Origin of the sequence: Candidatus Accumulibacter sp. ACC007, assembly GCF_907163205.1 — a bacterium.
Classification (GTDB): domain Bacteria; phylum Pseudomonadota; class Gammaproteobacteria; order Burkholderiales; family Rhodocyclaceae; genus Accumulibacter; species Accumulibacter regalis.
Map to the genome: position 1 here is coordinate 1 of NZ_CAJQUD010000004.1, position 26,690 is coordinate 26,690.

Below are 26,690 nucleotides of genomic sequence, written 5' to 3' on the forward strand. Positions count from 1 at the left end.
CGACAGGAAAACCATGAAATCCTTACACCAGGACTGGCTTGCCAACGTCCGCAACGATCTGCTCGCCGGCCTGGTGGTCGCGCTGGCGCTGATTCCCGAAGCGATTGCCTTCTCGATCATCGCCGGCGTAGACCCGAGGGTCGGGCTGTACGCGTCGTTCCGCATCGCCACGGTGATGGCCTTCGCCGGCGGTCGCCCGGGAATGATTTCTGCCGCCACCGGCGCCATGGCGCTGCTGATGGTCACGCTGGTCAAGGACTACGGCCTGCAATACCTGCTCGCCGCGACGATACTCACCGGCGTGCTGCAGATCGTCGCCGGCTGGCTCAGGCTCGGTGCGCTGATGCGTTTCGTGTCGCGCTCGGTGATCACCGGTTTTGTGAACGCGCTGGCGATCCTGATCTTCATGGCCCAGTTTCCCGAACTGGTCGGCGTCAGCTGGGTGGTCTATGCGATGGTCGCGGCAGGCCTGGCGATCATCTACCTGTTCCCCTACCTGAGCCGGGCGGTGCCATCGCCGCTGGTGGCGATTGTCGCCCTGACCGCGCTTGCGCTGGGCCTGGGCCTCGACATCCGCACGGTTGGCGACATGGGCGAGTTGCCCGACAGCCTGCCGATCTTCCTCCTGCCGGACGTGCCGCTGAATCTTGAAACCCTGCGCATCATCTTCCCGGTATCGGCGACGCTGGCGGTGGTCGGCCTGCTCGAATCGATGATGACGGCGTCGATTGTAGACGAACTCACCGACACCGGCAGCGACAAGAATCGCGAATGCGTCGGCCAGGGCGTGGCCAACATCACCTGCGGCTTCCTCGGCGGCATGGCCGGCTGCGCGATGATCGGCCAGTCGGTGATCAACGTGAAATCCGGCGGGCGCGGCCGCCTTTCCACCCTGGCGGCGGGCGTCTTCCTGCTGCTGATGGTGGTCTTCGCCGGTGACTGGGTGGCGCGCATTCCGATGGCCGCGCTGGTCGCGGTCATGATCATGGTTTCGATCGGCACCTTCAACTGGGCGTCGGTGCGCGACCTGCGCGCGCACCCGAAAAGCTCCAGCGTGGTCATGCTGGCGACGGTGATCGTGGTCGTCGCCACGCACGACCTGGCCAAGGGGGTGCTGGTGGGCGTGCTGCTCTCCGGCTTCTTCTTCGCGCACAAGGTCGGCAAGATCCTGCACATCGGATCGATGTCCGAGGACGAGGGGCGCGTGCGCACGTACAAGGTGACCGGGCAGGTGTTCTTCGCCTCGGCCGAGCGCTTCGTCAACGCCTTCGACTTCCGGGAAGTGATCGAGAAGGTGCGCATCGACGTCAGCCGCGCCCACTTCTGGGACATCACCGCGATCAGCGCGCTCGACAAGGTGGTCGTCAAATTTCGCCGCGAGGCGACGGAAGTCGAAGTCATCGGCCTCAACGAAGCGAGCAGCACGATGGTCGACCGCTTCGCGGTGCACGACAAACCGGATGCCGTCGAGCAGCTGATGGGCCATTGAGAGGGAATCCGAAATGAACAGCAACCGGCAAGACAAGGTGATGGCCTGCGTCGATCAATCGCACTTTTCCGACCATGTGGCCGACTACGCGGCCTGGGCCGCGCGCCGGCTGGCGGCACCGCTCGAGTTCCTGCACGTCATCGACCATCATCCGGAGATCGGTTCTGGCGACGACCACAGCGGGGCAATCGGCGTCGATGCGCAGGAGAAACTGCTCAGCCGCCTCTCGAGCGAGGACGAACTGCGCACCAAGGCCGCTCGCGAGCAGGGCCGCATCTTCCTCAATCGCCTGCGTGAACGCGCCATCGCCGCCGGTGGCCACTCGGTCGACGTCCGCCAGCGGCATGGCGAACTGGCGGAGACGCTGGCCGAACAGGAAAGCGGCGTGTCCATGATCGTCCTCGGTCGGCGCGGGGAAGCGGCCGAGCACGGCCAGCGCGACAGTGGCCGCGCTATCGGCCGCGCTATCGGCCGCAACGTCGAGCGCGTCGTGCGCGCGCTGCACAAACCGATCCTCACCGTCACCGCCGACTTCCAGGAACCGCGGCGGGTGATGATCGCCTTCGACGGCGGCATCGTCACCCGCCGCGGCGTCGAGATGGTCGCCGCCAGCCCGCTTTTTCGTGATCTTCCGGTGCACCTGCTGATGTCCGGCAAGGAAAGCCGGGAGGCGTGCAAGCAACTCGAATGGGCCGCCACCACCCTGTCCGCGGCCGGCTTTTCCGTGCCGACCAGCTTGATTCCCGGCGACGCGGAAAGCGTCATTGCCAGAACGGTTCGCGAGCAGTCGATCGATCTGCTGATCATGGGCGCCTATTCGCATTCGCCGCTGCGCAGCCTGCTCTTCGGCAGCAAGACCTCTGACCTGCTGCGCTCGGCCACCATCCCGACCCTGTTGCTGCGCTGACCTCCCGCGGCGTTCGACCGAGGCGGCGGCAACGGGGACCTCTGTCGCGGCGTCAAACCTGGCCGCTCGCGATCCCGTCAGGTGACTGCATTGGGGCGCCTGTGCCGAGAGCCGGCGGGCGGGCGACACTAATAGGATTAGAATCAGCCTGACACGGCAAGCCCAGCGACGCTGCACCCCGTCACACTTCATTTCCGGCCACGGCATCACCACTGGCGAAGGCCCGCGCTCCATGCTGCCTGCCGAACTGGCTCGCTGGCGGCGCGGGCCGGCAAGGCTCGCCGTGGCTGCGCCAAGCCAGCCCGCTGGCCCGACCGGCGTCGACGACCACAGGATCCTCGCGATGCACCAGAAGATTTCGCTCATCGTGCAACCCGGTGACAGTTTCTTCCCGATCGTTCGGGCGATCGACCATGCCGATCACACGATCAACCTGACCGTCTTCCGCATGGACGACCCGATCATCCAGCGCGCACTCATCGAGGCCCGCCAGCGGGATGTCCGCATTCGCGTGCTGATCTCCAGCAGCGCCCGCGGCTGGCGAGAGCAGAACCACAAGCTGGTCAAGGAAGCCACCGAGGCGGGTATCGCCACCCGAGAACCCGCTGGCGACAGCAAGCGCGCACGCTACCACTACAAGATGATGACGGTGGACGACAAGGAGGCCTTCGTATTCACCTTCAACCCGACACGCGAAAACCTGCACTACGCGCGCGACTTTGGCATCGAGGTCTTCAGCCCGGCCATCGCCGGCGAGATCAACCGTTTGTTCGACGCCGACTGGCACGACCGGCCTTTCGCCGCCGACCATGAATCGCCCCTGCTGGTCAGTCCGTTCAACAGCCGGCAGAAGATGACCGACCTGCTCGCCGCTGCGACGAGCTCGATTCAGATCACCGACGCCAAGCTGCAGGATCCGGCCATTGTCGCCCTGCTCGTGAAGAAAGCGCGCAGCGGTATCCCGGTTCGCGTCCTCGGCGACGAACGGCACACCAGCAGGCTGCCGGCAGAGATCGCCTTTCGCGCCGTTGCACGCTACCGGCTGCACGCCAAGTGCACGATCATCGACGGCGCCACGGCGGTCATCGGCAGCATGAACCTGCGCACGGAGAGTCTTGATCGCCGCCGCGAACTGTCGATCACGGTTGACGATGGCGAGGTCCTGCAGCGCCTGAACGCGGTCTTCGAAAGCGACTGGGAACGCCGGGCGGCGCCCCGCTCCGACAACGTGACAACGCAGGTACTGCGGGCGTTTCCGCCAGCGCGCCCGGAGCCTGCCCAACCGCCCGCGCCGGGCCTGGTGCTGATCTCGCGCAGCAACACGCTGCTGCGCCACGTCATCAACGACGGGACGACGAGCATCGGACGGGCGGAGGAGAACGATCTGGTGATCAGGGACCCCTCGGTCAGCCGATATCACGCCCGCATGGAGCTGGATGCGGGCATCTGCACGCTGACCGACCTCGACAGCGGCAACGGCACCTTCGTCAACGGTGAGCGGATCGCGGGCGAGAAGTGGCTGCGTCCTGGCGATGTCCTCAGCTTTGCCCGGAGCGAAGAGTTTCGCCTGCTCGAAGTCTAGCTGCGGCGGGCACGCTCGGCGGCCACCGCTTCAAGGCCTGCGTCAGAATGGGCGTGCCCGTCCAGCCATTGGCCAGGGCGTTGACCTCGCTCGCCGCCCCCTGCTCTTCGCATGGCCGACATCCGCTGCGCGCGAAGCTAATCGCGAAGGTCGGTCACCGGCTCGGCGCCAAAGCCGTCGTCCAGCAGATACGCCACCAGACGCCCGGCGCACTCGCCGGCGTCGGCAAGCTGGCCGTTGCGCTGCAGGGCCTCGAACTTGCCGCGCACGGGAAAGCGGGCCAGCGGCGTGGCGCGGATTTCGGCCTGCATCTCGGTATCGATGACCCCGGGCGCGACGCTGGCGATGCGCACGCCCGGCACCCGGTCGAGGGCCACCGAACGCGCGTGCTGGTCGAGAGCCGCCTTGCTCGCACAGTAGACGCTCCAGCCGGGGTAGGGGCTGCGCGCAGCGCCGCTGGAAACGTGCAGGATGCGCTTTTCGGGGACTTCCGCTGCGACCGCGATGACGGCATTGGCCAGGATCAGCGGGGTGGCGACGTTGATGTTCAGGGCACTGGCGATCGCCGCGTTATCCGCGCTGCCGACCGCGCCGACGGGTTGCACCGTGCCGGCGTTGTTGATCAGCAGGATCGACGTGCAGCCGGCAAGAAATAGTCGCAAGTCGTCACCGCCAAGCCAGGATTGCAGCGCTGCGACGTCGCTCAGGTCGATGGCCCGCTCGTGGAACAACTGTGGGCAGGCCGCCGCCAGCCCGGCGTTGCCGTGCCGAGCCAGGCCGAGCACGGCAATGCCGCGTGCCAGCAGGGTTTCCGCAATCGCCGCGCCGAGGCCGCGACTGTGTCCGGTAACGATGGCTTTCATGTCGGTTTCCTCTGCGAATGGTGATTGCACGCCGGCAATTATGGCGGCAGGCACGCTGTGCGAAAAGAGCGGCGGCGCCACCCGCCGCGCCACTCGCGGCTTCCACGCCACGCAGCAGCTGTGCTATTACTTGCCGTTCCCGATCAACCCCGCTCCGGGGAGACTGACCATGGCCGAGTACTGCGCACAGCTTCTCTGGCTTCGTGGCGAGCAGGATTTCCTCGCCAACCGCTACAGCCGCCGCCACCTGCTGCGCTTCGATGGCGGCCTCGAAATTCCTGCTTCGTCGTCGCCGCACGTCGTTCCGGTACCCATGTCCGATCCGGCAGCCGTGGATCCGGAAGAGGCTTTTGTCGCTTCGCTGGCCAGTTGCCACATGCTGTGGTTCCTTTCCATCGCCGCCCGGCGTGGTTTCTGCGTCGACCGCTACGCCGACAGCCCGGTCGGCGTGATGGCGAAAAACAGCGACGGCAAGCTGGCAATCACCGTCGTCACGCTCAAACCGGAGGTGGCGTTCGCGGGCAATCGCGCGCCTGGGCGCGAAGACGTGATGCAGATGCACCAGCAGGCGCACGCGGAGTGCTTCATCGCCAACTCGGTGAAATCCGAAGTGCGTTGCGAACCGGTTTTTGCCACATCACCCGACTGAGCTGCCGGCAGCCCGGCCGTTTCAGGAGCGCTACCCCGGCCGGACGCCGATCAGCGCTTCGGGCAACAGCCCCTCCACCACTTTCGCCAGCGCGGCCCCCAGGCGGGCGTGCTGGTCGGCGTCGAGATGCACGCCGTCGAGTTGACTGACTGCTGCCACCGTGCCGGCGTCGAAGTAGGGACAGCCAAGCGTGTCGGCGACCTCGCGGCAGGCGGCGGCGAGTCCGATGCACTTGCGCTCGCCGCCGACGAACTTCGGCGCGATCGTTCCGCGCGGTTCCTCCTGCGGCGGCGGCGCGACGAGCAGGATCGGCGGCACCGGCATAGCGGGCTCGATCGGCGCCTGACGGATGGCGTTGACCAGGGCAGCGAGGCCCTGCGCCGAGTGCCAGGCGTTGTGCGGGTGAATCAACTGGAAATCGTTGCTGCCCAGCATCAGGATCACCAGCGCCAGCGGCGAGTGGATCTCGATGCGCTGAGCGAGGCCGTCGATGCCCTTGCGACCGGGCTTGAAGGGATCGTCCCAGACGGTCCGACGACCGTTGAGGCAGTCCTCGATGACGCGCACGCGGCGGCCATCCGCGTTGAGCAGGTTTTCCATCACCCCCGGCCAGCGCTCGTCGAAACTCAGCCGACGACGCGTTTCGGGAATGATCCCCCAGGAGAGGGAATCGCCATAGAGAAGAATCTGCAGCATCGCAGGCACCTCGAGGTCTTCATCGAAGGGGAGGAGCTTGCCATCTTCAGCGACGGTCGACAAGCTCTCTGCACGACGACAGCGCTCCGGCAAAACGACCGCTCTGCAGCATCCGGCCGGCGGGAGCGCCAGGGAACCGTGCCTACTGCATCGAGTGCAGGCCGATGATGTTGCCTTCGCTATCCTGGACCAGCGCGATATGGCCGTATTCACCGATCGCCATCTTCGGCTGGATGACCCGGCCCCCCGCCTCGACCGCTCGCTCGGCCTCGTTGGCAGCGTCGTCGCAGTTGAAATAGACCATCGTGCCGCCCTTTCCCGGAGCGTTCATCGGGTGCCGCACCAGCGCACCGGCAGCGCCACCCCCGCCCTCGACCCACGAGAATGCGTACATTTCGCCGCCTTCACCGATTTCGGGCAGGGCGATCAGCTCACGCCCGAATACCGCCGTGTAGAAGTCGCGCGCGCGGGTCATGTCTGAAACGTAGATCTCGAACCATCCAACCGGATTTGCGGGCTTTTCCATGCGGATACTCCTCGGTTTGTCATTCGAAAGGGATGGCGATGCTCTGCCGGTGGAAAACAGGTACGCGAGAATGAGTACGGGCTCAGAAGCGATGGAGCAGGACTTCGGCGACGAAGCGGCTGCCCATGTAGGCCAGCAGCAGAACGAGAAATCCGGCCAGCGTCCAACGCAGCGCGATGCGCCCGCGCCAGCCGTAGATACGCCGGCCGACGAGCAGGGCGGCGAAAATGGCCCACGAAGCGAAGGCGAACAAGGTCTTGTGGTCGAGGACCATGGCCTTGCCAAAAATGGCTTCGGAGAACATGACACCGCTGACCAGCGCCACGGTCAGCAACAGGAAGGCGACAGTGATCATGCGAAAGAGCAGCGCTTCCATGGTCAGGATCGGCGGCAGGCTGGACAAGCTCTTGGTAATCGCCCGCTGATGCAGCTTGCGCTCGGCGAAACCCATGAAGATGGCGTGCAGTGCGGAGAGGGTAAACAGGCTGTAGGCCAGCATCGCGGTCAGGAAATGGAGCTGGAAACCCCAGGCACCGGCATGCGCGATGACGCGCAATTGCGGAAACACGGCCGGCGACAGCGCGCCGAGTGCGGCGAGCGGCAGGACCATCGGCTGCAGACCGTCCATGCGCGAACGGAAGCTCTCCAGCCAGTAGATGAGGACGGCCAGCCAGAGCATCAGCGACATCGCGAAGCTGAACGAGAAGCGCATGCCACCGGCGCTGAACAGCCCCTGGTAAAGCCCGAACCCCTGAATCACGAGGGCGCCGAAGAGGACCCCGCGCTCCCATCCCTGCATCGGCAGGGTGACCAGTGGGCGGTCGCTTTCACGCCAGCGCGTATGCCAGAAATGCGCGCCCATCGCCGCGTAAATCAGCGATGAAACGATGTGCGGGAGAAGCTGCAGTAGAATGTCTGGCATTTTTTGAGTTTACACCAAGCCGGAATCCAAATGCTCGACAACCTGACCCAACGCCTTGCCCGCGTCATGAAGACGCTGCGCGGTGAAGCGCGCCTGACCGAAGCCAATATTGGTGACGCGCTGCGCGAAGTTCGCCTCGCCCTGCTCGAAGCCGACGTCGCCTTGCCGGCCATCAAGGAACTCATCGCCGCGGTCCGCGAGAAAGCGATCGGCGAGGAAGTGATCGGCTCGCTGAGCCCGGGGCAGGCACTGATCGGCGTCGTCCATCGTGAGCTGACCAAGCTGATGGGTGACGCGCACAGCGGCCTGAACATGGCCACCCAACCACCGGCGGTCATGCTCATGGCCGGCCTGCAGGGTGCCGGCAAGACGACCACCGTCGGCAAGCTGGCCAAGATGTTGCGCGAGACGCAGAAGAAGAAGGTGCTGGTGGTTTCCTGCGACGTTTATCGTCCGGCGGCCATCGAGCAGTTGAAGACCGTCGCTGCACAGGCAGGGGTCGACTTTCTGCCCTCGACTCCGAGCGAAAAGCCGGTGGACATCGCCCGCAACGCGCTCGATTGGGCGAAACGGCACTTTCACGACGTGCTGCTCGTCGACACCGCCGGCCGCCTGGCCATCGACGAGGCGATGATGAAGGAGATCGCCGAGCTGCACGCGGCGGTCAAGCCGATCGAAACGCTGTTCGTCGTCGATGCCATGCTCGGTCAGGACGCGATCAATACGGCCAAGGCATTCAGCGAGGCGCTGCCGCTCACCGGCATCATCCTGACCAAGCTCGACGGTGACGCGCGGGGTGGCGCGGCACTGTCGGTGCGCCACGTCACTGGCCGGCCGATCAAGTACGCCGGCGTCGGCGAGAAACTGACCGGCCTGGAAGCGTTCCACCCGGAGCGCATGGCGTCGCGAATCCTCGGCATGGGCGACGTGCTGTCGCTGATCGAAGACGCGAAGAAGGGCATCGACGAGCAGCAGGCGGTGGACTTCGCCAAGAAGCTCAAGTCAGGCCGGGGCTTCGACCTCAACGACTTCAAGGGCCAGATCAGCCAGATGCGCAAGATGGGCGGCCTGTCGTCGATGATGGAGAAACTGCCGGCACAGTTTTCGCAGGCGGCGGGCCAATTGCCGGCAGGCGGCGAGGAAAAGGCGGTGGCCAGAATCGAGGGCATCATCAACTCGATGACCCCGGCCGAGCGGGTCAATCCGGAGCTGCTAAAGGCCGCGCGCAAGCGCCGCATCGCGCTCGGTGCCGGCGTTCAGGTGCAGGAAGTCAATCGCCTGCTGAAGCAGTTCGAACAGACGCAGAAGATGATGAAGCAGTTCTCGAAAGGCGGCATCGGCCAGCTCATGCGTGGCCTGAAAGGGATGATGCCGGGGATGCGCTGAGGACGGTGCAGGCGCCAGGACAATCCGAACGCCGGATCAGCGCAGGGCCAGTGCGCTCGGGGTGAACTTCCACTGGTTTTGCCAGGCTGCGCGCACCATGTTCGGGTAGGCGGCCTGGCCAAGACTGCCGTTGTAACGGCCGAGCGCGCGGTAGAGATCGCCGCGCTCGATGTCCAGGTAGTGGCGAAGGATGGTGCATCCGTAGCGCAGATTGGTGCGCAGATGGAAGAGGTTGTCGTCGCTGCGTCCGACCAGTTTGACCCAGAAGGGCATCACCTGCATGAAGCCGCGCGCGCCGGCGCTGGACACGGCGTATTTCTTGAAGCCACTTTCCACCTGGATCAGACCAAGGACCAGCTGCGGGTCGAGACCCGCCCGCGTCGCTTCGTAATGCACCGAACGCAGGAATTCCTGGCGGGCCACCCGGTCGGGAATGCGTTTGACAAGGCGTCCCGACATCTCGCTGAGCCAGTCGGTGGCGACCGCCGAATCCTCGAACGAGCTGTGCTGCGGCGCGCGATCGGAGACCGATCGCGACAGCGCGCCATGCACGCTGGCCGAAAGCGGTTCGTACTTCTGCGCCCCGGCGAGTGCCGCGGACGGTGCCAGCAGCGGCAGCGCGAGCAGCAGCAGCGGAATGAGCGTCAGGACGCGGCGCACAGCCGGGCTTTCAGGAAGGAGCCGATCTCGGCGAGCGGCAACATCTGCGACTCGGCGTCGCCACGTCCCTTGTACTCGAGCTTGCCTTCGGCGAGACCCCGGTCGCCGACGACGACCCTGTGCGGAATGCCGATCAGTTCCATTTCGGCAAACATCACGCCCGGACGCTCGTTGCGATCGTCGAGCAGAACGTCGATGCCGGCATTGCTCAATTCGGCGTACAAGGTATCGGCCGCGGCCTTGACGGTTGCGCTCTTCGCGTAACCCATGGGGACGATGCACACCTCGAACGGAGCGATCGCCGCGGGGAAACAAATTCCCCGTTGGTCGTGCCCCTGCTCGATGGCCGCCCCGACGATACGCGTAACGCCGATCCCGTAGCAGCCCATTTCCATGATCTTGCTCTGCCCGCCCTCGTCGAGAAAGCTGCACTTGAGTGCCTCGGCATACTTGGTCCGGAGCTGGAAGATATGGCCCACCTCGACGCCACGGCAAAGTTCCAGGTGGCCTTTGCCGTCAGGCGACGGGTCGCCGGCGACGACGTTCCTGAAATCGGCGACCAGCGTCGGCTCGGCGACGTCACGGCCAAAGTTCACGCCGGTGAGGTGGTACCCGGCCTCGTTGGCTCCGCAAACGAAGTCGCCCATCACCGCGACGCTGCGATCAACGTAGATCGGCAGCTCGCCAACGGCAACCGGGCCGAGATAGCCGGGCTGACAGCCCAGCGCGCCGATGATCTCGTCTTCCCGCGCAAAGCGAAACTCGCCAAGCTGCTTGGCCGCCTTCACTTCGTTCAGATTATGGTCGCCACGGAGCAGGATCATGGCCAACGAGCCAGGCTTTTCGGCTGCCGGGTCGACAACAACGGCAATCACCTTGACCGTTCGGATCAGCGGCAGGCCGAGAAACTCGGCGACGTCGGCACAGGTGATGCGGCCCGGCGTGGCAACTTTCTGCATGGACTCGGCAGCAGGCGGGCGCGCGGCTGCCGGGGCAAGGGCTTCGGCGAGCTCGACGTTGGCGGCAAAATCCGAATCCGGACAATAGGCCAGTGCGTCCTCGCCAGAGTCTGCCAGGACGTGGAACTCGTGCGATCCCGTACCGCCGATCGAACCGGTATCCGCCGCGACGGCACGGAACTTCAGTCCCAGGCGGGTGAAGATGCGCGTATAGGTTTCGAACATGTTGCGGTATTCGCGCTGCAGGTCGGCGAAACTGCTGTGGAACGAATAGCCATCCTTCATCAGGAATTCGCGGCCGCGCATGATTCCGAAGCGCGGCCGGATCTCGTCGCGGAACTTTACCTGCACCTGGTAGAAGTGCAGCGGCAGCTGACGGTAGCTCTTCACGTCCTTGCGCACGACGTCGGTTATCACTTCTTCGTGCGTCGGACCGATGACGAAATCGCGCTGGTGACGGTCCTTGCAGCGTAGCAATTCGGGACCGTACTTCTCCCAGCGTCCGGATTCCTGCCACAGCTCGGCCGGCTGCACCGCCGGCATCGACAATTCAATCGCCCCGGCGCGGTCCATCTCCTCGCGCACGATCCGCTCCACCTTGCGCAGCACGCGCAGGCCAAGCGGCATCCACGTGTAGATCCCGCCGGCCAGGCGTTTGATCATTCCGGCGCGCACCATCAGCTGGTGACTGATCACCTCAGCGTCGGAAGGCGCCTCTTTGAGTGTCGCCAGGAAGAAACGGGAAGTGCGCATGAGAATCCGCTGCAAAAGGAAGGAAACGGCGATTTTACTCGACAGAGAGCCGATCGGCGACGCCTATTGCGCGCACAAGCGCACGCCGTTCAGGTCACTGGCAGGGCGGCCAGCGCCCCGCCGGCGCGGAATTCTGCTGGCCAGCGCCTGGCTGACGGGCATGACTTTGATCTAATTGCGCCAACCTCCACCCGAGCGGCTGGTCGCCGGCGGCAGAGGGTCTCTACTTCGCGCTTCGGTGAGCGTGCGCTGCCGAGCGTATGCGCTCCTTTGCAAGGGCATGGAAGTGTGAAAAAATGCGCTCAATCAATAGAATTGCAGGTTCCATAAATGCTTGATCGTGAAGGCTATCGCCCGAACGTCGGCATCATTCTTTGTAATACCAAGAACGAGGTGTTCTGGGGCAAGCGTATCAGAGAGCATTCATGGCAGTTTCCGCAAGGCGGCATCAAGCGGGGCGAAACGCCGGAACAGGCGATGTACCGTGAATTGCACGAAGAGGTAGGCCTGTTGCCGGAACATGTGTTCATCCTTGGTCGCACCAAAGACTGGTTGCGCTACGACGTTCCGACGCACTGGGTAAGACGCGAATGGCGTGGCAGTTACCGAGGCCAGAAGCAAATTTGGTTTCTGCTGCGGCTGATCGGGCGCGACAGCGACGTTTCCTTGCGCGCCTGCGACCATCCCGAGTTCGATGCCTGGCGCTGGAATCATTACTGGGTGTCACTCGACGCGGTAATCGAGTTCAAGCGCAGGGTCTACGAAGAGGCATTGAACGAACTCGCCCGCTTCCTGAACGCCGACCACCGGCGGGCACGCCGTTCCACGACGCCTGAGGCGATGGGTTTGGCGATCGAGGCGACAGGAAAGAAATGAAATCCACCGTCCCTGAACTGCAGCAACGCACGCGCCCCAGCCGTGCCGTATCCCTCTCGTGCCTGGCCTGCTGCTTCTTGCCGCTGGCCGCTCTATTGTCGCCGCCGGCCTCTTCGGCCAGCGACGATAGCGATGGTGGCGGCTCTGCAAAGCAAGGCACAGAAGCGATCGAAGTGCAGTTCCCAGCGTTTCCGCAGGCCGAGAACCTGATCCCGTTCACGGTCAGCGCGACCGCGGAGAGCAAATTCATGATCGACAGCGAGTCGCTATCGGTCAGCCCAGAGCGCGTCGTTTACTACACGCTGGTCATCGTGAGCTCCGCCGGCGCGCGCAACGTCAGCTATGAAGCGATACGCTGTGCCACCGGCGAGCGCCGCGTCTATGGCTTTGGTCGCTCCGACGACACCTGGTCCAAAGCACGCAGCGAGCAGTGGCTACGGATCCAGGAAAGCACGGTCAACCGGCAGCACGCAGCATTGTTTGGCGAGTATTTCTGCACCGTCGGCACCAGCCTGCGCGATGCCGACGACGCGCGCCGCATTCTCCGCTCCGGCGGCCATCGAGCCAACCTTCGCCCGTAGGGTCGCTGGTCTCTTGAGCTCGCCGCACAACCACCGGAACAGCAAGGGCCGCGCATGATCACCGATCGCATCGTCATCGAGTTCGACAAGGCCCTGCGGACGCTTTTTGCGCCCGCGCCGACCACTCGCCAGGTTCCCGGCAGCGAGCAGCCGGAAGCGGAGTTGTCGGACAAGGAGCGGGCGCACGCCGCGGCCCTGATGCGAATCAACCATGTCGGCGAGGTCTGCGCGCAGGCACTCTACCAGGGGCAGGCGTTGAGTTGCAGCGATCCGCAAGTCAGGCAGGCGCTGCAGCAAGCCGCGCATGAAGAAACAGAACACCTGGCCTGGACCGAGCGCCGCCTCGCTGAACTGCGTGGGCGGACCAGCCTGTTGAACCCACTCTGGTACCTCGGCGCCCTGTCCATCGGACTTGGAGCGGGCAAACTGGGCGATACGTGGAGCCTGGGTTTTCTTGCCGAGACCGAGAGACAGGTCGAGGCACACCTCGACCAACATCTCGGCGATCTACCATGGCAGGACCTCAAGTCACGCGCGATTGTCGAGCAAATGCGCCTGGACGAGATTTCACACGCCGCGACCGCCGTGCGCCTGGGCGCTCGCGAATTGCCGGCCGGCGCCAGGCTGGCGATGCGCCTGGTATCGCGCACGATGACGGGCACCGCCTACTACGTCTAGGCTGGACGCCGCGGCGCACGCCAATCGAGGCGCGCAGGCCGGCAGCCACTGCTGATTTCCGGACGCAGCCTCCACCCCACTTCACTCGTCGACGATTTCGAAATCGTGCGTGATCTCCGCGGTCTTGCTGAGCATGCTGGTCGCCGAGCAGTACTTGTCCTTCGACAACTCGATGGCACGCGCCACCGCCTCCGGCTTGAGCTGCTTCCCGGTGACGCGAAAGTGGAAATGAATGCGTGTAAATACCCGCGGCTCGACGACTGCGCGCTCTGCCTGCAAGCTGACCTCGACGCCTTTAACCGCATGCCGCCCTTTCTTGAGAATCAGGACGACATCGAAGGCCGCGCAACCACCGGCGCCAGCAAGCATCAGCTCCATCGGACGTGGCGCCAGGTTGCGGCCCCCAGCCTCGATCGCCCCGTCCATGACGACCGTGTGATTGGTCCCCGTTTCTGCGATGAACGACATCCCGTCGCCGGTCCACTTCACCTTACAGTCCATGCCCTTCCCTCCCCTCTTTTCCCCGGCGGGCATGACAAGGTGTCAGACCCCGACCGCAAAGACCTGCGCCCGCCCCCTATTGTAGCCGCAAGGCCCGTAGAGCCGGCAGCCCGCACCAATGCTGCGTCGCAGCATTCCCGCCAAAAACCATCGTTAAAAAAAGGTTTAATTGAATTGCACATTGTGTAACGCATGCACCCAAAACATCCTAGCACATTGTATTAATGTCTATTGTAGTAGCCTACTCGCCTTTCGTTCTAGATTTGCGGAAAAACATGGCGCAGCGCACAAATAATACTTGACCTTTACACTCGGGCGAGCCATAATGCTTTCAACGTAAGCAGTAAGCACCTTGCTGATCGGCCTTTTTTGTTTTTTCGGTTGTCTCCTCCACCCTCCTCCTTTGGTGTGGATTTAGCGCGGCTCCAACGAGCCGCGCTTTTTTTTGTCTGCGATTGACCGTCAATGATGGCAACGAGCAGTGGCCGGGCTCACTGCCCGCACAACGCGTGCGCAGCCGCCCGCGGCAAACGCATTTATTGTCTGCTGCGACCAAAGATCGATTGACACCCACTGTACAGTTACCCTAAGATGCTGGGCTTTCCGTGATCAGGCAAATAAGGACGGCGTTTTTGATGAAGACTTTCTCCGCCAAGTCGCATGAAGTGACACGCGAGTGGCTTGTGGTTGATGCCACGGACAAGGTGTTGGGTCGCCTTGCAACCGAAATTGCTCGTCGCCTGCGCGGCAAGCACAAGCCCGAGTTCACCCCGCACGTCGACACCGGCGACTACATCGTCGTCACCAATGTCGAGAAGCTGCGCGTGACCGGCAACAAGGCCGAAGACAAGAAGTACTATCGCCACTCGGGCTACCCTGGCGGTCTCTACGAGACGAACTTCAGCAAGATGCAGCAGCGCTTCCCGGGCCGCGTCCTTGAACAGGCTGTCAAGGGCATGCTCCCCAAGGGGCCGCTCGGCTACGCCATGCTCAAGAAAATGAAGTGCTACGCCGGCACAACCCATCCGCACGCTGCCCAGCAGCCCAAGGTTCTGGAACTCTAAGGGGTCACAAATGGCTGATAACTATTTCTATGGCACCGGTCGCCGAAAAAGCGCCGTAGCGCGCGTATTCATGAAGCGCGGCAGCGGGAGCTTCGTTGTCAACGGCAAGCCGGTCGATGAGTTCTTCACGCGCGTTACTGGCCGAATGATTGTTCGCCAGCCGCTGCAGCTCATCGAGCAACTGCCGGACTTCGACATTCTGGTCAACGTCGGCGGCGGTGGCGAATCCGGACAGGCTGGGGCGGTGCGGCACGGAATCACCCGCGCCCTGATCGCCTACGACAGCGAGCTCAAGCCGGCACTTTCCAAGGCTGGCTTCGTCACTCGCGATGCACGTGAAGTCGAGCGCAAGAAAGTCGGCTTCCACAAGGCCCGTCGGCGCAAGCAGTTCTCGAAACGATAAGGCGCCAGGTCACGAATCGGCTGCGAACTATTGCCCAGCCAAAAGCCGCCTCAGGGCGGCTTTTGTGTTTTGGGGAGCTCGGGACTATGATGGCAGGCTATCCGGGAGTCTTTAATGATCAAGGTTGGAATCGTCGGCGGCACTGGCTACACCGGTGTCGAACTGCTGCGCTTGCTGGCGCAACACCCACAGGTGCAGCTTGTCGCCATCACCTCGCGTGGCGAGGCCGGCACGGCCGTCTCGGACATGTTTCCCAGCTTGCGGCGACGGCTGGATCTCAAGTTCGAGGATCCGGCCAGCGCTGATCTGCGCAGCTGCGATCTCGTTTTCTTCGCCACTCCCAACGGCGTCGCCATGGCCCAGGCGCCGGCACTGCTCGACGCCGGTGTACGGGTAATCGACCTGGCTGCCGATTTCCGCATCAAGGACGTCGCCGAGTGGGAACGCTGGTATGGAATGTCGCATGCCAGCCCCGACTGGGTGGAAAAAGCAGTCTACGGACTCCCCGAGCACGACCGTTCCGGGATCAGCAAGGCTCGCCTGGTGGCCAACCCGGGGTGCTATCCGACAGCCGTCCAACTCGGCTTCATGCCCTTGGTTGAAGCGGGGGTGGTGGACCTTGACCAATTGATTGCCGACACCAAGTCGGGCGTCTCGGGAGCCGGTCGCAAGGCCGAGATTCCCACACTGTTCGCGGAGGCCTCGGACAATTTCAAGGCCTACGCCGTCCCCGGGCATCGCCATCTGCCCGAAATCCAGCAAGGCTTGACGACCATGGCCGCACAGCCGGTTGGCCTGACCTTCGTCCCGCATTTGACGCCGATGATCCGTGGTATCCATGCGACTCTCTACGCGCGTATCAAGAACGACGCCGACTTTCAGCAGCTTTTCGAAGAACGCTACCGTGGCGAAGCGTTCGTCGACGTCCTGCCCCCCGGATCGCACCCCGACACACGGTCGGTCCGCGCCGCCAATGTCTGCCGCATCGCCCTGCATCGGCCGCAGCAAGGCAAGGTCCTGGTCGTGCTTTCGGTCATCGACAACCTCGTCAAGGGCGCTGCGGGACAAGCGGTGCAGAACATGAACATCATGTTCGGCCGACCGGAAACTGAAGGCCTATGGCAACTGGCGGTGCTTCCCTAAAGCTCAAACGCCTGCGCCAGCGCTTCGGCATCAACGCACCGAAGCTGGCCGTCCGCACGCACTTTCCCTGGTATCTGCGCGCCTTGGCGGTCGTCTCCATGCTGGCCATCATGCTCGCCCTGGCGGCGTGGATTTTCGAAGCCGGTCGGCGCACCGCAAGCTTTCAGGGCAGCGAACTTGTCAGCGAGAATCAGGAGCTGCAAGAACGTATTGCCGAACTCACCTCCGAACTGCACGCGCTACGTGACCACAAGTGGTCCGGCGAGAGCAGCCTGCAGATCGAACGTGCCACGCAACAGCAACTTAGCGCGCAGATCAAGGCTCTCGAAGAAAAGAATACCGCCTTGATGCAGGAACTGGCGTTCTTCGAAGGTTTGATCTCCTCTTCACAGTCACCTGACAAGGCGGGCCTGCGCATCGAGCGCCTGCGCGTCGACCCGCAGGCCTCCCCCGGTCAGTACATGTTTAGCATCCTGCTCGTCAACAGCGCCGGGCAAACGTCAACGGAAGCCAGGGGAACACTTGAGCTGCTGCTCACCGTCCGCCAGGAAGGCAAAAATGTTATCATCCGCCTGCCGTCGAAGGCGGCCCAGGAATCATCGGAGTATCGTCTTGAAATCAAGCACTATCAGCGCATTGAAGGGTTTTTTTCAGTGCCCGTTGGCGCCACGCTGAAAACCGTCGAAGCTCGCGTCTTGCAGGACGGCCAGCTTCGCGCCCGGCAGATGCTGACGCTCTAGAAGGGGCTCGCATGTTTGGTCAAAGCAAGAGCGGCGCGCCGCAGAATCGCATCGACAGTCTGATCGGCGCTGGTACGCGCCTCGACGGTAATCTGACTTTCAGCGGCGGCTTGCGGGTCGACGGCGAAGTGTGCGGCAGCATCAGCAGTGACCAAGCGCAGGCTGGCACTCTCGTGGTCAGCGAACAAGCGAGAGTCGAGGGCAGGATCTCGGTATCGCATGCGGTAATCAATGGCACCGTCGTTGGTCCGATTGTGGCCAGCGACTCACTGGAACTCCTCCCCAACGCACGTGTCACAGGTGACGTTGAATACCGTCAAATCGAAATTCAGCTCGGAGCCATTGTCGAGGGCCGTCTGGTGCATCAGGCAGATACCGGGACACAGGCCCTCAAACTGGCTTCAAGTGGCTGACTTTCTCGTCAGCAGTCTCAGATAACAGCTTCAGGAGGATCACCAATGAACGCAGCAACTGAAATCCCCATGCCTTTCGTCTTTACCGACAACGCGGCCGGAAAAGTGAAGGAATTGATCGAGGACGAAGGCAATCCCGATTTGAAACTTCGCGTTTTCGTCACCGGCGGAGGATGCTCCGGCTTCCAGTACGGTTTCACCTTTGACGAAGTCGCCAACGACGACGACACGGCACTGCAGAAAAACGGCGTAACGCTGCTCGTCGACCCGATGAGCTATCAGTACCTGGTGGGCGCCGAAATCGACTACACGGAAGGCCTCGAAGGCTCGCAATTCGTCATCAAGAACCCGAACGCGTCGACAACCTGCGGTTGCGGTTCCTCGTTCTCGGTCTAGCTGAAGGCAAGCAGGAAAGCCTCTCGTTGGCATCGCTGTCCTGTCTCACTCCGCAGGACAGCCGCACCCCACCCCACTCTCGCCGCTTGCCTCGCCGGGCCAGGTCAGCCAACCCGGTCATAGACTCCCGGCCGGCGCAAACCCGAGCGCGTGTGGAGCGCCGCTAGCCACTGCCAGGATCGCCGGCGCGCTTCGTTGGGTTGAACCAGCGCCACAGCAAGCCCTGTGCATCATGCCCGGTGAGCACGTATTCGAGGGCATTGCGATTGTCGAGCGCGAGGTTCTGCGCTGCCTTGGCGCCCCGCGTGCCGGCAAACAGCAGCTCGTCACCCGGCTTGAGGACCGTTTCATCGTCGGGCAGCTCCTGGTCGCGTCCGTCGCGCACCAGCAACAGCGGCAGCAAGGGCAGGAAGTCCTGGCGTGCGGCCGGGTCGCGCCGCAATATCCCCATACGGATGGTCGCCTGCTCCATCATGAGAAGCTTGTGCGCTGCCGGCGCGTCTGCCGCATTCAGTCGCACGCTCCAGACCAGGGGTACGCGGTGGACACAGAGCTCCTCAAGTTGCCTGGCTACGCTTGCCGCGCGCGTGTCGGGCCAGGCGCGGACATGGCGCAGGAAACGGGTCAGCAGTGGCGAGGTAATCAGCGCCATGCACTCGCGCGCGACGATCCGTGACGGAACCATGGTGAAGTCGGCATCATAGGCGTCGAAGAGGACTTCGTTGGCCACCCGGTTCTGGCGCACCACGACGAATAGCGCCGGGTTGATCTCCTTGGCAGTCATCGCGATCGACAGGTTGTTGGTGTCATTGTCGCCACCGGCGACGATGCCCACCGCGGTTTCTATTCCTGCCAGCCGCAGGGGCTCCGCTTCCATCCCGTGGCCGACGATGTGGCGAACCGTGGCGGGCAGGTTCTGTTCCGGCGCGATGACCGTCAGGCTGACGCCCTGCCGCTCCAGATTACGTACCACCGCCTGCCCGAACAGACCATAGCCACAAACGACCCAGTCGCCAACCGGCGGATCGTGCCGCTCGGGTACTTGCTGTCCGGGCAGCCCGGTGAGCAGGTCTACCAGACGGAACCAACTCGGTGAATGAATCGCCTGCGCCAGATAGTCGGCAAACTTCTCGAAGTGATTGACCACGTAGTGCGTCCCGAAGGACATCATGTTGCGCTCCACCGACGGGCTGGCGACGCGCGCCACGACCATCAGGCGCGGATTGACCAGCCGGCTGGCAATGGCCACCGCAAGATTGGCCGAATCGTCGTCGGTGATCGCCAGCACGCCGCGACAACTACGGTGCTTCAAGCCGGCGAGAATCAGGTTTTGCGGTTGCGCCGCATCGGCACACAGGACGAGAATGTCCGCCGCGAAATCCTCGAGCTCCACTTCCTGGATGCGCTGGTCATTACGCTCGAGCGCCACCACCCGGATGCCGCTGCGATCGAGCGCGCGCGCAATCAGCATCCCTGTTTCGCCACAGCCGCAGACGATGTAGAAAGGCTCGCCGAGATGCCGTACCCGGCGCGCAAACTGGCCGCTCTGCAGGACCTGCTGAAAACCCTTGTCCTGGACCAGCGCGAGCAGGCTGATGATCGAGTATGACCAGCCGATCACCGAGAGGAAAATGCACACCGTGACCCACATCCGCTGGGCGTCGGAAAAGGGCACCGGAATCTCGCCAAAGCCGATCGTACTGGCCGTGTAGCTGACGAAATAGAAGGCGTGAAAGAAACTCATCGGCGGCGCTGGTCGGCCTTGCGCATCGATGCCGGGAACCAGCGTCAGGCCGAGGGCGGACACCGCATACAGGACAATCAGCACGATCAGCGGCACGCGCATCCGCCGCAGGGCGAGAAAGAAGATGCTGGTGTTCATTCCGGCGTCGCCATCAGCGCCGCAACATCACCGTCTCGGCAATCAACAACACCAGCGAAACGAAGTTGGCCAGCAAGGCCCCGCCACTGAGCGAAACGACACTGGTGGTGACGTCGGCCGACATGCCCTCGCCGGTGACATGCACCGCGATGGCCCACACGCAGGCCGCCGCAACCAGTTGCAGGTCGGCCACCAGGCTGGTCGACAGGTGCACCGCGCCGATCTGCGTGCGGTCGCCGAACTTCAGGACAGTGGCAATCAGGTTGACGACGATCGCGGCAAACAGCTCGTAGATGTGGTGGTGCGTCGGATTGTCGATATCGCCGATGAAGAAGCCGAAGTTCAGCGTTGCCGCAAGAACGATGAAGAAACCGAAAATCACCTTCTCGAGATTCATGAGCACCCTCTCCACGGCAGACAAAGCCAGCGCACGATCGCCCAGCACTTAGCTCGACAGCATACTCGCCTGAGCTAGGAAAGAAAACCGGCCAGCAGCCTCGCCGGTGAGCGGTGATGCAGAAGGCCGCTCAAGGCACCGCGATGCTCACCGCGGCTGCGGCAGCGTCACCGCCAGCGGCGCTCTTGCGCCGTGCCAGCAGGCTGTAGACGGTAGGCACAACGAAGAGTGTGAAGAAGGTGCCGAGGAGCAGGCCGCCAACGATCACCCAGCCGATCTGCTGGCGACTCTCGGCGCCGGCGCCACTGGCCAGGGCCAGTGGAATCGTCCCCAGCACCATCGCACCAGTGGTCATCAGAATCGGCCGCAGGCGCATTTCCGCGGCGTCGATCACCGCCTCAACGACCGCCTGCCCCTGCTCCAGCAACTGGTTGGCGAACTCGACAATCAGGATGCCATGCTTGGTGATCAGGCCAACCAGGGTCACCAGCCCGATCTGGCTATAGACGTTGAGCGTACCGCCGCTGAGCAGCAGCGCCAGCAGCGCACCGGTCATCGACAGCGGCACCGTAAGCATGATGATGAAGGGATCACGAAAACTCTCGAACTGGGCAGCAAGCACCAGATAGATGAAAGCCAGCGCGAGAACGAAAGTCAGCGCCAGCGACGACGACGAAAGCTTGAACTCACGCGACTGGCCAGCGTAATCCACCGCATAGCCGGCCGGCAGAACGCGCCCGGCCGCCTCGTCGAGAAAGTGCAGGGCATCCCCCATGCTGTAGCCCGGCGCGAGATTGGCGGTGATGGTCACCGCCCGACGCTGACCGAAATGGTTCAGCTCACGGGGACTGACGGTTTCGCTGACGGTAAGCAGATTGGCCAGAGGAATCATGCTGCCGTCCTTGGCGCGGACAAAGATGTCTCGGATGTCGGAAGGCGTCGCACGATCGCTGTCCGCCACCTGCACAATCACGTCGTACTGCTCGCCCGCGCGCTTGAAGCGCGTCACCTGGCGACCGCCAAGCATCGTTTCCAGCGTGCGCCCGACGGTCTCGATGTGCACGCCGGTATCCGAGGACTTGTCACGATTGACCAGCACCGAGAGCTCGGGTTTGTTGAGTTTGAGATCGGTATCGACGTTGGTGAAGCCCGGATTCGTGGCCACCTCGGCGAGAATCTTGCCGGTCATCTGCTCCAGCTCGGCGTACGACGCCGAGGTCAGGATGACGAAGTTGACCGGCCGCTCGCGCGGATTCTGACCCAGCGAAGGCGGCTGCACCGGAAACGCCAGCACGCCGGGAATGCCCATGAACTTCGGAAACAGCTCCTTGACCACCGCACCCGAATTGCGCGGACGCTCGTCCCAGTCGCTCAGGCCGACGAAGGAAATGCCCTGACTGACCGTGGGGTTGCCAGCGACGACGAAGTAGCGCTCGACGTCCTTGGTATTGGCGTAGATGTCTTCGAGTTGGCGCGCGTACCTGTCGGTATAGTCCAGCGTCGCGCCTTCCGGCGCCAGAAAGACGCCGAGAATGATGCCCCGGTCTTCAACCGGCGCCAGCTCGGACTTCAGCGCCTTGAGCAGGAAGACATTCGACCCGGCGACGACGGCGAAAACCAGCATCACCAGCCAGCGCCGCTGCAGGGCCATGGTCAGCGCCCGGCGATAGCCTCGCGTCAGCCCGTTGAGGACGTTCTCGACCCAGACGTAGGCCTTCCCGTGGCGCGTCTCGTGTTTCAACAGCAGCGAACACATCATCGGCGACAGGGTCAAGGCAACGAAACCCGAAACCAGCACCGCGCCGGCCAGGGTCAGCGCAAACTCGACGAACAGCTTGCCGGTGCGACCGGTCATGAAGGCCACCGGCGCATACACGGCAGCCAGGGTAATGGTCATCGCCACGACCGCGAAACCGATCTCCTGCGCTCCCTGCCGGGCTGCCTGCTGCCTCGGCATGCCCGCTTCGATGTGCCGGTAGATGTTCTCGAGGACAACGATCGCGTCATCGACGACCAGGCCAATGGCCAGCACCAGCGCCAGCAGGGTCAGCGTGTTGATGCTGAAGCCGAGCATCAGCATGAGCGCAAAAGCGCCGATCAGCGACACCGGAATGGTCACCAGTGGAATCAGCGTCGCGCGGAAGTTGCGCAGGAACAGGAAGATGATCAGCAGGACCAGCAACATCGCTTCGCCAATGGTCTCGAAAACCGCGTCGATCGAGCGCGCGATGAACACCGACGAGTCGTAGGCGATATTCACCGTCATTCCCTCTGGCAGCTCGTCGATCACTTTGGGAAGTTCGCCGCGCAGCGCCTTTGACAGCTCGAGGGGGTTGGCGGTCGCCTGCTTGATTACCCCGAGAGCGACGGCCGAGCGACCCTTGAAACGAACGCTGCTGCGCTCGGATGCGGCGCCGACTTCGACCCGCCCGAGGTCAGCGATACGCACCGGGTAGCTGCCTTTGCCGTCGCTGGCCTGCTTGACGATGATCGCGGCGAACTGTTCCGGCTCGGTCAGATCGGTCCTGGCGACCACCGAGAACTCACGGCTCCGGCTTTCGATGCGCCCGGCCGGCACTTCCACGTTCTGCCGGCGCAGCGCATCCTCGACATCCTGCGGCGTGAGATTGAAGGCCGCCAGGCGATCGCGGTCGAGCCAGATGCGCATGGCGTACCGGCGTTCGCCGAAGACGCGCACGTCGGCGGCTCCCGGCAGCGTCTGCAGGCGCGGCTTGACAATGCGGTTGGCGACGTCAGTGACTTCCAGCGCCGAATGGTGGTCGGACGAGAACGCCAACCAGATGATCGGATTGGCATCGGCTTCGACCTTGGCGATCACCGGCTCGTCGATGGCCGTCGGCAATTTGTTGCGCACCCGTGAGACACGGTCGCGGACGTCCGCCGCCGCCGAATCGGGATTGCGCTCCAGCTTGAAGCGCACTGAAATCTGGCTGTTTTCCTGGCGCGAAATCGAGGTGATCACGTCCACCCCCTCGATACCGGCCAGCGAGTCCTCGAGCGGTTTGCTGATCTGCGATTCGACGATCTCGGCAGAGGCGCCACGATAGGTGGTATCGACGGTGACCACCGGTTCGTCGATCTTGGGATACTCGCGCACCGGCAGGCGGGTATACGAGACCAGCCCGACGAGCATGATGGCCAGCGAGAGCACCGTCGCGAACACCGGCCGACGGATGCACAGATCGGAGATTTTCATTTTCCGCTACCCGCCGCACTGGCCGCCTTGCCGTCGCTCGCCGGCGCTCCACCCGGCGCGCCCACGCCCAGCGAGCGTACCGCAGCACCCTCCCGCAACTTCAGCTGGCCGGCGGTGACGATCTCGTCGCCGGCGCTCAAGCCCTCGACAACCTCGACCTGGGCATTGCGGCGCAGGCCGGTCTTGATCGGCGCGCGTTGCGCCTGGCCATCGACGACGCGATAGACGTAAGGCGCTGTGCGGTCGGGAACCAGCGCCTGCTCGGGAATCAAGAGCACCTTGTCGCGCCGTTCGAAGATCAGGCGGACGCGGACGAACATCCCCGGGCGCAACTTCCGCTCGCTGTTGGACAGCTGCGCGCGCAGAGAAATGGCACGACCGCTGGCCTCGACCAGCGGATTGATCGCCTCGAGCACCGCGGCGAAGACCTGCCCCGGCAGCGCGTCGCTGGAAACCTCCAGTTGCTGCCCAGGACTGAGTTGCGCCAGATACGATTCGGGCAGGCGGAAGTCGACTTTCAGCGTCCCGATGTCCTCGATATTGATCAGTTCCTGGCCTTCCTTGACATAGTCGCCGACGCTGACATTGCGAATGCCGAGCACACCGGAGAACGGCGCCCGGATACGCGTCTTGTCGAGCCTGGCCTGCGCCAGGGCCAGCGCCGCTTCCTGCACCTTCAGCGCCGCCTGGGTATTGTCCAGCGCCTGCCCGCTGACGAATTTCCTGGCGAACAGGTCCTGCGTGCGCTGCTGGTTGGCCTGGGCCAGCGCCAGAGCCGCCTTCGCCTGATTGAGTTCGGCTGCCTGCGTCGCGTCATCGAGCGCCACCAGCAGCGCGCCCTTGCTGACCGCGACGCCATCCTTGAAGTTGATCGATGCGATACGGCCGGCAATCTCGGGGCGCAGGACGACCGACTCGTTCGAGCGCAAGGAGCCGACTGCAGTGGCATCGACCGCGAGTTCGGACGCTTGCACGCGTGCTGTCTCGACCGCCATCGGGAAAGCACCCGGCGGCGCGGCGCGGGCGCTGACGGCTTCCTTGCCGGCGCCAGCGGCTGGCGCCGGCGGCAGCGTCGGCGCACTGGGCAGACGAAAACCCGTATAGGCAAAGTAGCCAACGGCGACAAGTCCGACCATTGCGACAGCCAGAAACAGGGATCGATTATTTCCGCGCGACATGGCTATCCAAATCCGCCGCCGCAGCGGCCAAGTAAAGGGTCTGCAAATCTGCCACCAGCACGCTGGCCGGCAGCGGGCGAAGTGTACCCAAGCCCGCTCGAATCGCCAACCCGGCCGCAGCCGGGGTGCGCAAGCTGCGGCGCCCGCCGGCCGCCAGTGCTAAAGTTCGACCTGAGACCTGCCGTTAACCATTTGTCTGCCGAGTGTCCGAAGGCCACTCGGATGTCTTGTGCAGCGGTCCTGCAAATCGAGAGACCGCCGCTGGCGAGGAATGAGGAGAGAGCCGGACAATGAGAATTCCCGCTGAAGTTGTACCGCCCGCCACCAGCGTCGGCAGAGAACCCGACGATGTCAGCAAGCCGGAACCCGTCACCGGCGCAAAAGGAATCGACAGCGGCCTCTCGACAGCGCTGCCCAACCACCCCTGGCCTGCCCGTGAGCGGCGGCCGCGAGAGCAGGCGCGGCGCGCGCAGCAAGAAGCCCCCGAACCCACGCCGGCAGAGGCGACCGAGGCCGCAACTCCGCCCGGAGCGGTCGAGCGCCGGCAGAAGGAACGCCGCTCCAGCACGCAGGCGGTGATTCTCGACACCCGTTCAGAACGCGGGCGCCGAAAAGCCGGCGGCGACGTCAAGATCAACATCAAGGTCTGACCGCCAGGCGCTCGCCGCGGCTCGCCCTCGACACGGCGGCGAACAGCGAATGCCGGCAAAGGCGCAGTGCCACCGTCCTGGCCTTGCCGCAAAGAATCCTCTGCCGCCATGGCGCACGCCCTTCACACCAGCGTGGTCTGTGCCTCGCCCTCGTTGCGCGCCTTGATGCTGCCGATGACCAGTGCCGGCTCGCCAGCGTCGTTCAGAATCCTGACCGCCTGTGACGCGTTCTCGCGAGCGACGACGACGACCATGCCGATCCCGCAGTTGAAGACGCGGTGCATCTCGTCATCGCTGACGCCGCCTTCGTGCTGTAGCCAGTCGAACAATTTCGGTCGCTGCCACGCCGCCTGGGCGATCTCGGCACGAACATTGTCGGGCAGGATGCGCGGAACGTTGCCGGTCAGCCCACCGCCGGTAATGTGCGCCATCCCCTTGACCGGCAGAGCCTGCATCAGCGCCAGGAGCGGCTTGACGTAGATCCGTGTTGGCGCCATCGCCGCGTCGGCCAGGGTCTGCTCGCCGTCGAATGGCGCGGCCAGGTCAGCACCGGAACGGGCAACGATCTTGCGCAGCAGCGAATAGCCGTTGGAATGTGCACCCGACGACGGCAGCCCGAGCAGCACATCGCCCGGGACGATCGTTGCGCCATCGATGACTGCCGACTTTTCGACGACGCCGACCGCGAAACCGGCCAGATCGTATTCGCCTTCGGGATACATTCCCGGCATTTCGGCGGTCTCGCCGCCGATCAGGGCGCATCCGGCCAACTCACAGCCCTCGGCAATGCCCTTGATGACGCGCGCAGCGGTCCCGACATCGAGCTTGCCGCAGGCCAGGTAATCGAGGAAGAAGAGCGGTTCGGCACCTTGCACGAGAATGTCGTTCACGCTCATCGCCACCAGGTCGATACCGATCGTGTCATGCCGCCGGAGCTGAAATGCGAGCTTCAATTTGGTGCCGACGCCATCGGTACCGGAGACCAGAACCGGCTCACGATAGCGCTTCGGGACCTCGAACAGGGCGCCAAAGCCGCCGATGCCGCCGAGAACGCCTTCGCGCAGCGTCTTCCTGGCAAAGGGCTTGATACGTTCGACGAGTTCATCGCCGGCGTCAATGTCGACACCGGCATCGCGATAGGAGAGAGATTCCAGAGTCATCTTGTAGCGCGTCCCGAGC

General features: G+C 63.8%; 27 protein-coding genes. 15 read left to right on the forward strand and 12 right to left on the reverse strand.

The window, feature by feature from the left end; all coding sequences use genetic code 11:
• The first annotated feature begins 13 nt into the window (after positions 1-13).
• The 3 genes from QZ634_RS12300 (at position 14) to QZ634_RS12310 (ending at position 3,978) form a co-directional block, all read left to right on the forward strand.
• Positions 14-1,489 carry a SulP family inorganic anion transporter gene (locus QZ634_RS12300; protein ID WP_291988751.1) on the forward strand — a complete coding sequence of 492 codons (1,476 nt, stop codon included), beginning with the start codon at positions 14-16 and terminating at the stop codon, positions 1,487-1,489.
• 13 nt (positions 1,490-1,502) lie between these two features.
• Positions 1,503-2,396, forward strand: a complete 894-nt coding sequence (locus QZ634_RS12305) for a universal stress protein (RefSeq protein WP_291988753.1) — start codon at positions 1,503-1,505, stop codon at positions 2,394-2,396.
• Positions 2,397-2,628: 232 nt separating this feature from the next.
• Complete coding sequence (locus tag QZ634_RS12310) at positions 2,629-3,978, forward strand: phospholipase D-like domain-containing protein (protein ID WP_291988755.1); 1,350 nt, start codon at positions 2,629-2,631, stop codon at positions 3,976-3,978.
• Between the two features lie 137 nt (positions 3,979-4,115).
• Here the strand turns inward: QZ634_RS12310 and QZ634_RS12315 are convergent, their stop codons facing one another.
• The gene (locus tag QZ634_RS12315; protein WP_291988757.1) at positions 4,116-4,841 is read right to left on the reverse strand and encodes an SDR family oxidoreductase; all 726 of its coding nucleotides are present in this window, start codon (positions 4,839-4,841) and stop codon (positions 4,116-4,118) included.
• 169 nt (positions 4,842-5,010) lie between these two features.
• On the opposite strand from QZ634_RS12315, the gene QZ634_RS12320 reads away from it, so the two are divergent.
• Positions 5,011-5,490, forward strand: coding sequence for an OsmC family protein (locus QZ634_RS12320; protein WP_043570761.1), 480 nt, complete (start codon positions 5,011-5,013; stop codon positions 5,488-5,490).
• Between the two features lie 30 nt (positions 5,491-5,520).
• On the opposite strand, the gene QZ634_RS12325 is transcribed toward QZ634_RS12320, so the two are convergent.
• From QZ634_RS12325 to ccsA, 3 genes are all read right to left on the reverse strand, one after another.
• On the reverse strand, positions 5,521-6,186 hold the full coding sequence (locus QZ634_RS12325) for an SGNH/GDSL hydrolase family protein (RefSeq protein WP_291989000.1): 666 nt from the start codon (positions 6,184-6,186) through the stop codon (positions 5,521-5,523).
• Between the two features lie 142 nt (positions 6,187-6,328).
• Positions 6,329-6,712, reverse strand: coding sequence for a VOC family protein (locus tag QZ634_RS12330; RefSeq protein ID WP_043570673.1), 384 nt, complete (start codon positions 6,710-6,712; stop codon positions 6,329-6,331).
• An 82-nt stretch (positions 6,713-6,794) separates the two neighbouring features.
• Positions 6,795-7,634: a cytochrome c biogenesis protein CcsA gene (gene ccsA / locus QZ634_RS12335; RefSeq protein ID WP_291988759.1), complete on the reverse strand. Its 840-nt coding sequence runs from the start codon at positions 7,632-7,634 to the stop codon at positions 6,795-6,797.
• 30 nt (positions 7,635-7,664) lie between these two features.
• Here ccsA and ffh point away from each other — a divergent pair, with 30 nt between their 5' ends.
• Positions 7,665-9,020: a signal recognition particle protein gene (gene ffh / locus QZ634_RS12340; RefSeq protein ID WP_291988761.1), complete on the forward strand. Its 1,356-nt coding sequence runs from the start codon at positions 7,665-7,667 to the stop codon at positions 9,018-9,020.
• A 36-nt stretch (positions 9,021-9,056) separates the two neighbouring features.
• Here ffh and QZ634_RS12345 read toward each other — a convergent pair whose 3' ends face one another.
• Together QZ634_RS12345 and QZ634_RS12350 are read right to left on the reverse strand one after the other, a co-directional pair.
• Positions 9,057-9,659 (reverse strand): lytic transglycosylase domain-containing protein, encoded by a 603-nt coding sequence (locus tag QZ634_RS12345; RefSeq protein WP_291989002.1) that lies wholly within the window; start codon positions 9,657-9,659, stop codon positions 9,057-9,059.
• A gap of 5 nt (positions 9,660-9,664) precedes the next feature.
• Complete coding sequence (locus tag QZ634_RS12350; RefSeq protein WP_291988763.1) at positions 9,665-11,392, reverse strand: proline--tRNA ligase; 1,728 nt, start codon at positions 11,390-11,392, stop codon at positions 9,665-9,667.
• A 330-nt stretch (positions 11,393-11,722) separates the two neighbouring features.
• Here QZ634_RS12350 and QZ634_RS12355 point away from each other — a divergent pair, with 330 nt between their 5' ends.
• The 3 genes from QZ634_RS12355 to coq7 are packed head-to-tail and all read left to right on the forward strand — an operon-like array spanning position 11,723 to position 13,527.
• On the forward strand, positions 11,723-12,268 hold the full coding sequence (locus QZ634_RS12355; RefSeq protein ID WP_043570685.1) for an RNA pyrophosphohydrolase: 546 nt from the start codon (positions 11,723-11,725) through the stop codon (positions 12,266-12,268).
• A complete protein-coding gene (locus QZ634_RS12360) occupies positions 12,265-12,849 on the forward strand; it encodes a CNP1-like family protein (protein ID WP_291988765.1) in 585 nt (194 codons plus the stop codon). Before QZ634_RS12355 ends, QZ634_RS12360 begins: the two co-directional genes overlap by 4 nt.
• 57 nt (positions 12,850-12,906) lie before the next feature.
• Entirely contained in the window at positions 12,907-13,527 is a 621-nt protein-coding gene (gene coq7 / locus QZ634_RS12365) for a 2-polyprenyl-3-methyl-6-methoxy-1,4-benzoquinone monooxygenase (RefSeq protein WP_291989004.1), read from the forward strand.
• Between the two features lie 81 nt (positions 13,528-13,608).
• Here the strand turns inward: coq7 and QZ634_RS12370 are convergent, their stop codons facing one another.
• The gene (locus QZ634_RS12370; RefSeq protein ID WP_291988767.1) at positions 13,609-14,028 is read right to left on the reverse strand and encodes an OsmC family protein; all 420 of its coding nucleotides are present in this window, start codon (positions 14,026-14,028) and stop codon (positions 13,609-13,611) included.
• A 635-nt stretch (positions 14,029-14,663) separates the two neighbouring features.
• Here QZ634_RS12370 and rplM point away from each other — a divergent pair.
• The 6 genes from rplM (at position 14,664) to erpA (ending at position 18,187) form a co-directional block, all read left to right on the forward strand.
• Positions 14,664-15,092 (forward strand): 50S ribosomal protein L13, encoded by a 429-nt coding sequence (rplM, locus tag QZ634_RS12375; protein ID WP_042331563.1) that lies wholly within the window; start codon positions 14,664-14,666, stop codon positions 15,090-15,092.
• Positions 15,093-15,102: 10 nt separating this feature from the next.
• Entirely contained in the window at positions 15,103-15,495 is a 393-nt protein-coding gene (gene rpsI / locus QZ634_RS12380; RefSeq protein ID WP_291988769.1) for a 30S ribosomal protein S9, read from the forward strand.
• A gap of 114 nt (positions 15,496-15,609) precedes the next feature.
• Positions 15,610-16,638, forward strand: a complete 1,029-nt coding sequence (gene argC / locus QZ634_RS12385; protein ID WP_291988771.1) for an N-acetyl-gamma-glutamyl-phosphate reductase — start codon at positions 15,610-15,612, stop codon at positions 16,636-16,638.
• Entirely contained in the window at positions 16,614-17,378 is a 765-nt protein-coding gene (locus QZ634_RS12390; protein ID WP_291988773.1) for a DUF6776 family protein, read from the forward strand. Before argC ends, QZ634_RS12390 begins: the two co-directional genes overlap by 25 nt.
• An 11-nt stretch (positions 17,379-17,389) precedes the next feature.
• The gene (locus QZ634_RS12395) at positions 17,390-17,791 is read left to right on the forward strand and encodes a polymer-forming cytoskeletal protein (RefSeq protein ID WP_291988774.1); all 402 of its coding nucleotides are present in this window, start codon (positions 17,390-17,392) and stop codon (positions 17,789-17,791) included.
• 45 nt (positions 17,792-17,836) lie between these two features.
• A complete protein-coding gene (erpA, locus tag QZ634_RS12400) occupies positions 17,837-18,187 on the forward strand; it encodes an iron-sulfur cluster insertion protein ErpA (RefSeq protein WP_043570698.1) in 351 nt (116 codons plus the stop codon).
• Positions 18,188-18,350: 163 nt separating this feature from the next.
• Here erpA and QZ634_RS12405 read toward each other — a convergent pair whose 3' ends face one another.
• The 4 genes from QZ634_RS12405 to QZ634_RS12420 form a co-directional block, all read right to left on the reverse strand.
• Entirely contained in the window at positions 18,351-20,069 is a 1,719-nt protein-coding gene (locus QZ634_RS12405; RefSeq protein WP_291988776.1) for a potassium channel protein, read from the reverse strand.
• 13 nt (positions 20,070-20,082) lie between these two features.
• Positions 20,083-20,466 carry a DUF6394 family protein gene (locus QZ634_RS12410; protein ID WP_043570771.1) on the reverse strand — a complete coding sequence of 128 codons (384 nt, stop codon included), beginning with the start codon at positions 20,464-20,466 and terminating at the stop codon, positions 20,083-20,085.
• A 130-nt stretch (positions 20,467-20,596) separates the two neighbouring features.
• Entirely contained in the window at positions 20,597-23,683 is a 3,087-nt protein-coding gene (locus QZ634_RS12415) for an efflux RND transporter permease subunit (protein ID WP_291988778.1), read from the reverse strand.
• On the reverse strand, positions 23,680-24,861 hold the full coding sequence (locus QZ634_RS12420; RefSeq protein WP_291988780.1) for an efflux RND transporter periplasmic adaptor subunit: 1,182 nt from the start codon (positions 24,859-24,861) through the stop codon (positions 23,680-23,682). The genes QZ634_RS12415 and QZ634_RS12420 overlap by 4 nt, the downstream gene beginning before the upstream one ends.
• A gap of 290 nt (positions 24,862-25,151) precedes the next feature.
• On the opposite strand from QZ634_RS12420, the gene QZ634_RS12425 reads away from it, so the two are divergent.
• Positions 25,152-25,511: a hypothetical protein gene (locus QZ634_RS12425; protein WP_291988782.1), complete on the forward strand. Its 360-nt coding sequence runs from the start codon at positions 25,152-25,154 to the stop codon at positions 25,509-25,511.
• 122 nt (positions 25,512-25,633) lie between these two features.
• Here QZ634_RS12425 and purM read toward each other — a convergent pair whose 3' ends face one another.
• Complete coding sequence (gene purM, locus QZ634_RS12430; RefSeq protein WP_291988784.1) at positions 25,634-26,671, reverse strand: phosphoribosylformylglycinamidine cyclo-ligase; 1,038 nt, start codon at positions 26,669-26,671, stop codon at positions 25,634-25,636.
• Between the last annotated feature and the right edge of the window lie 19 nt (positions 26,672-26,690).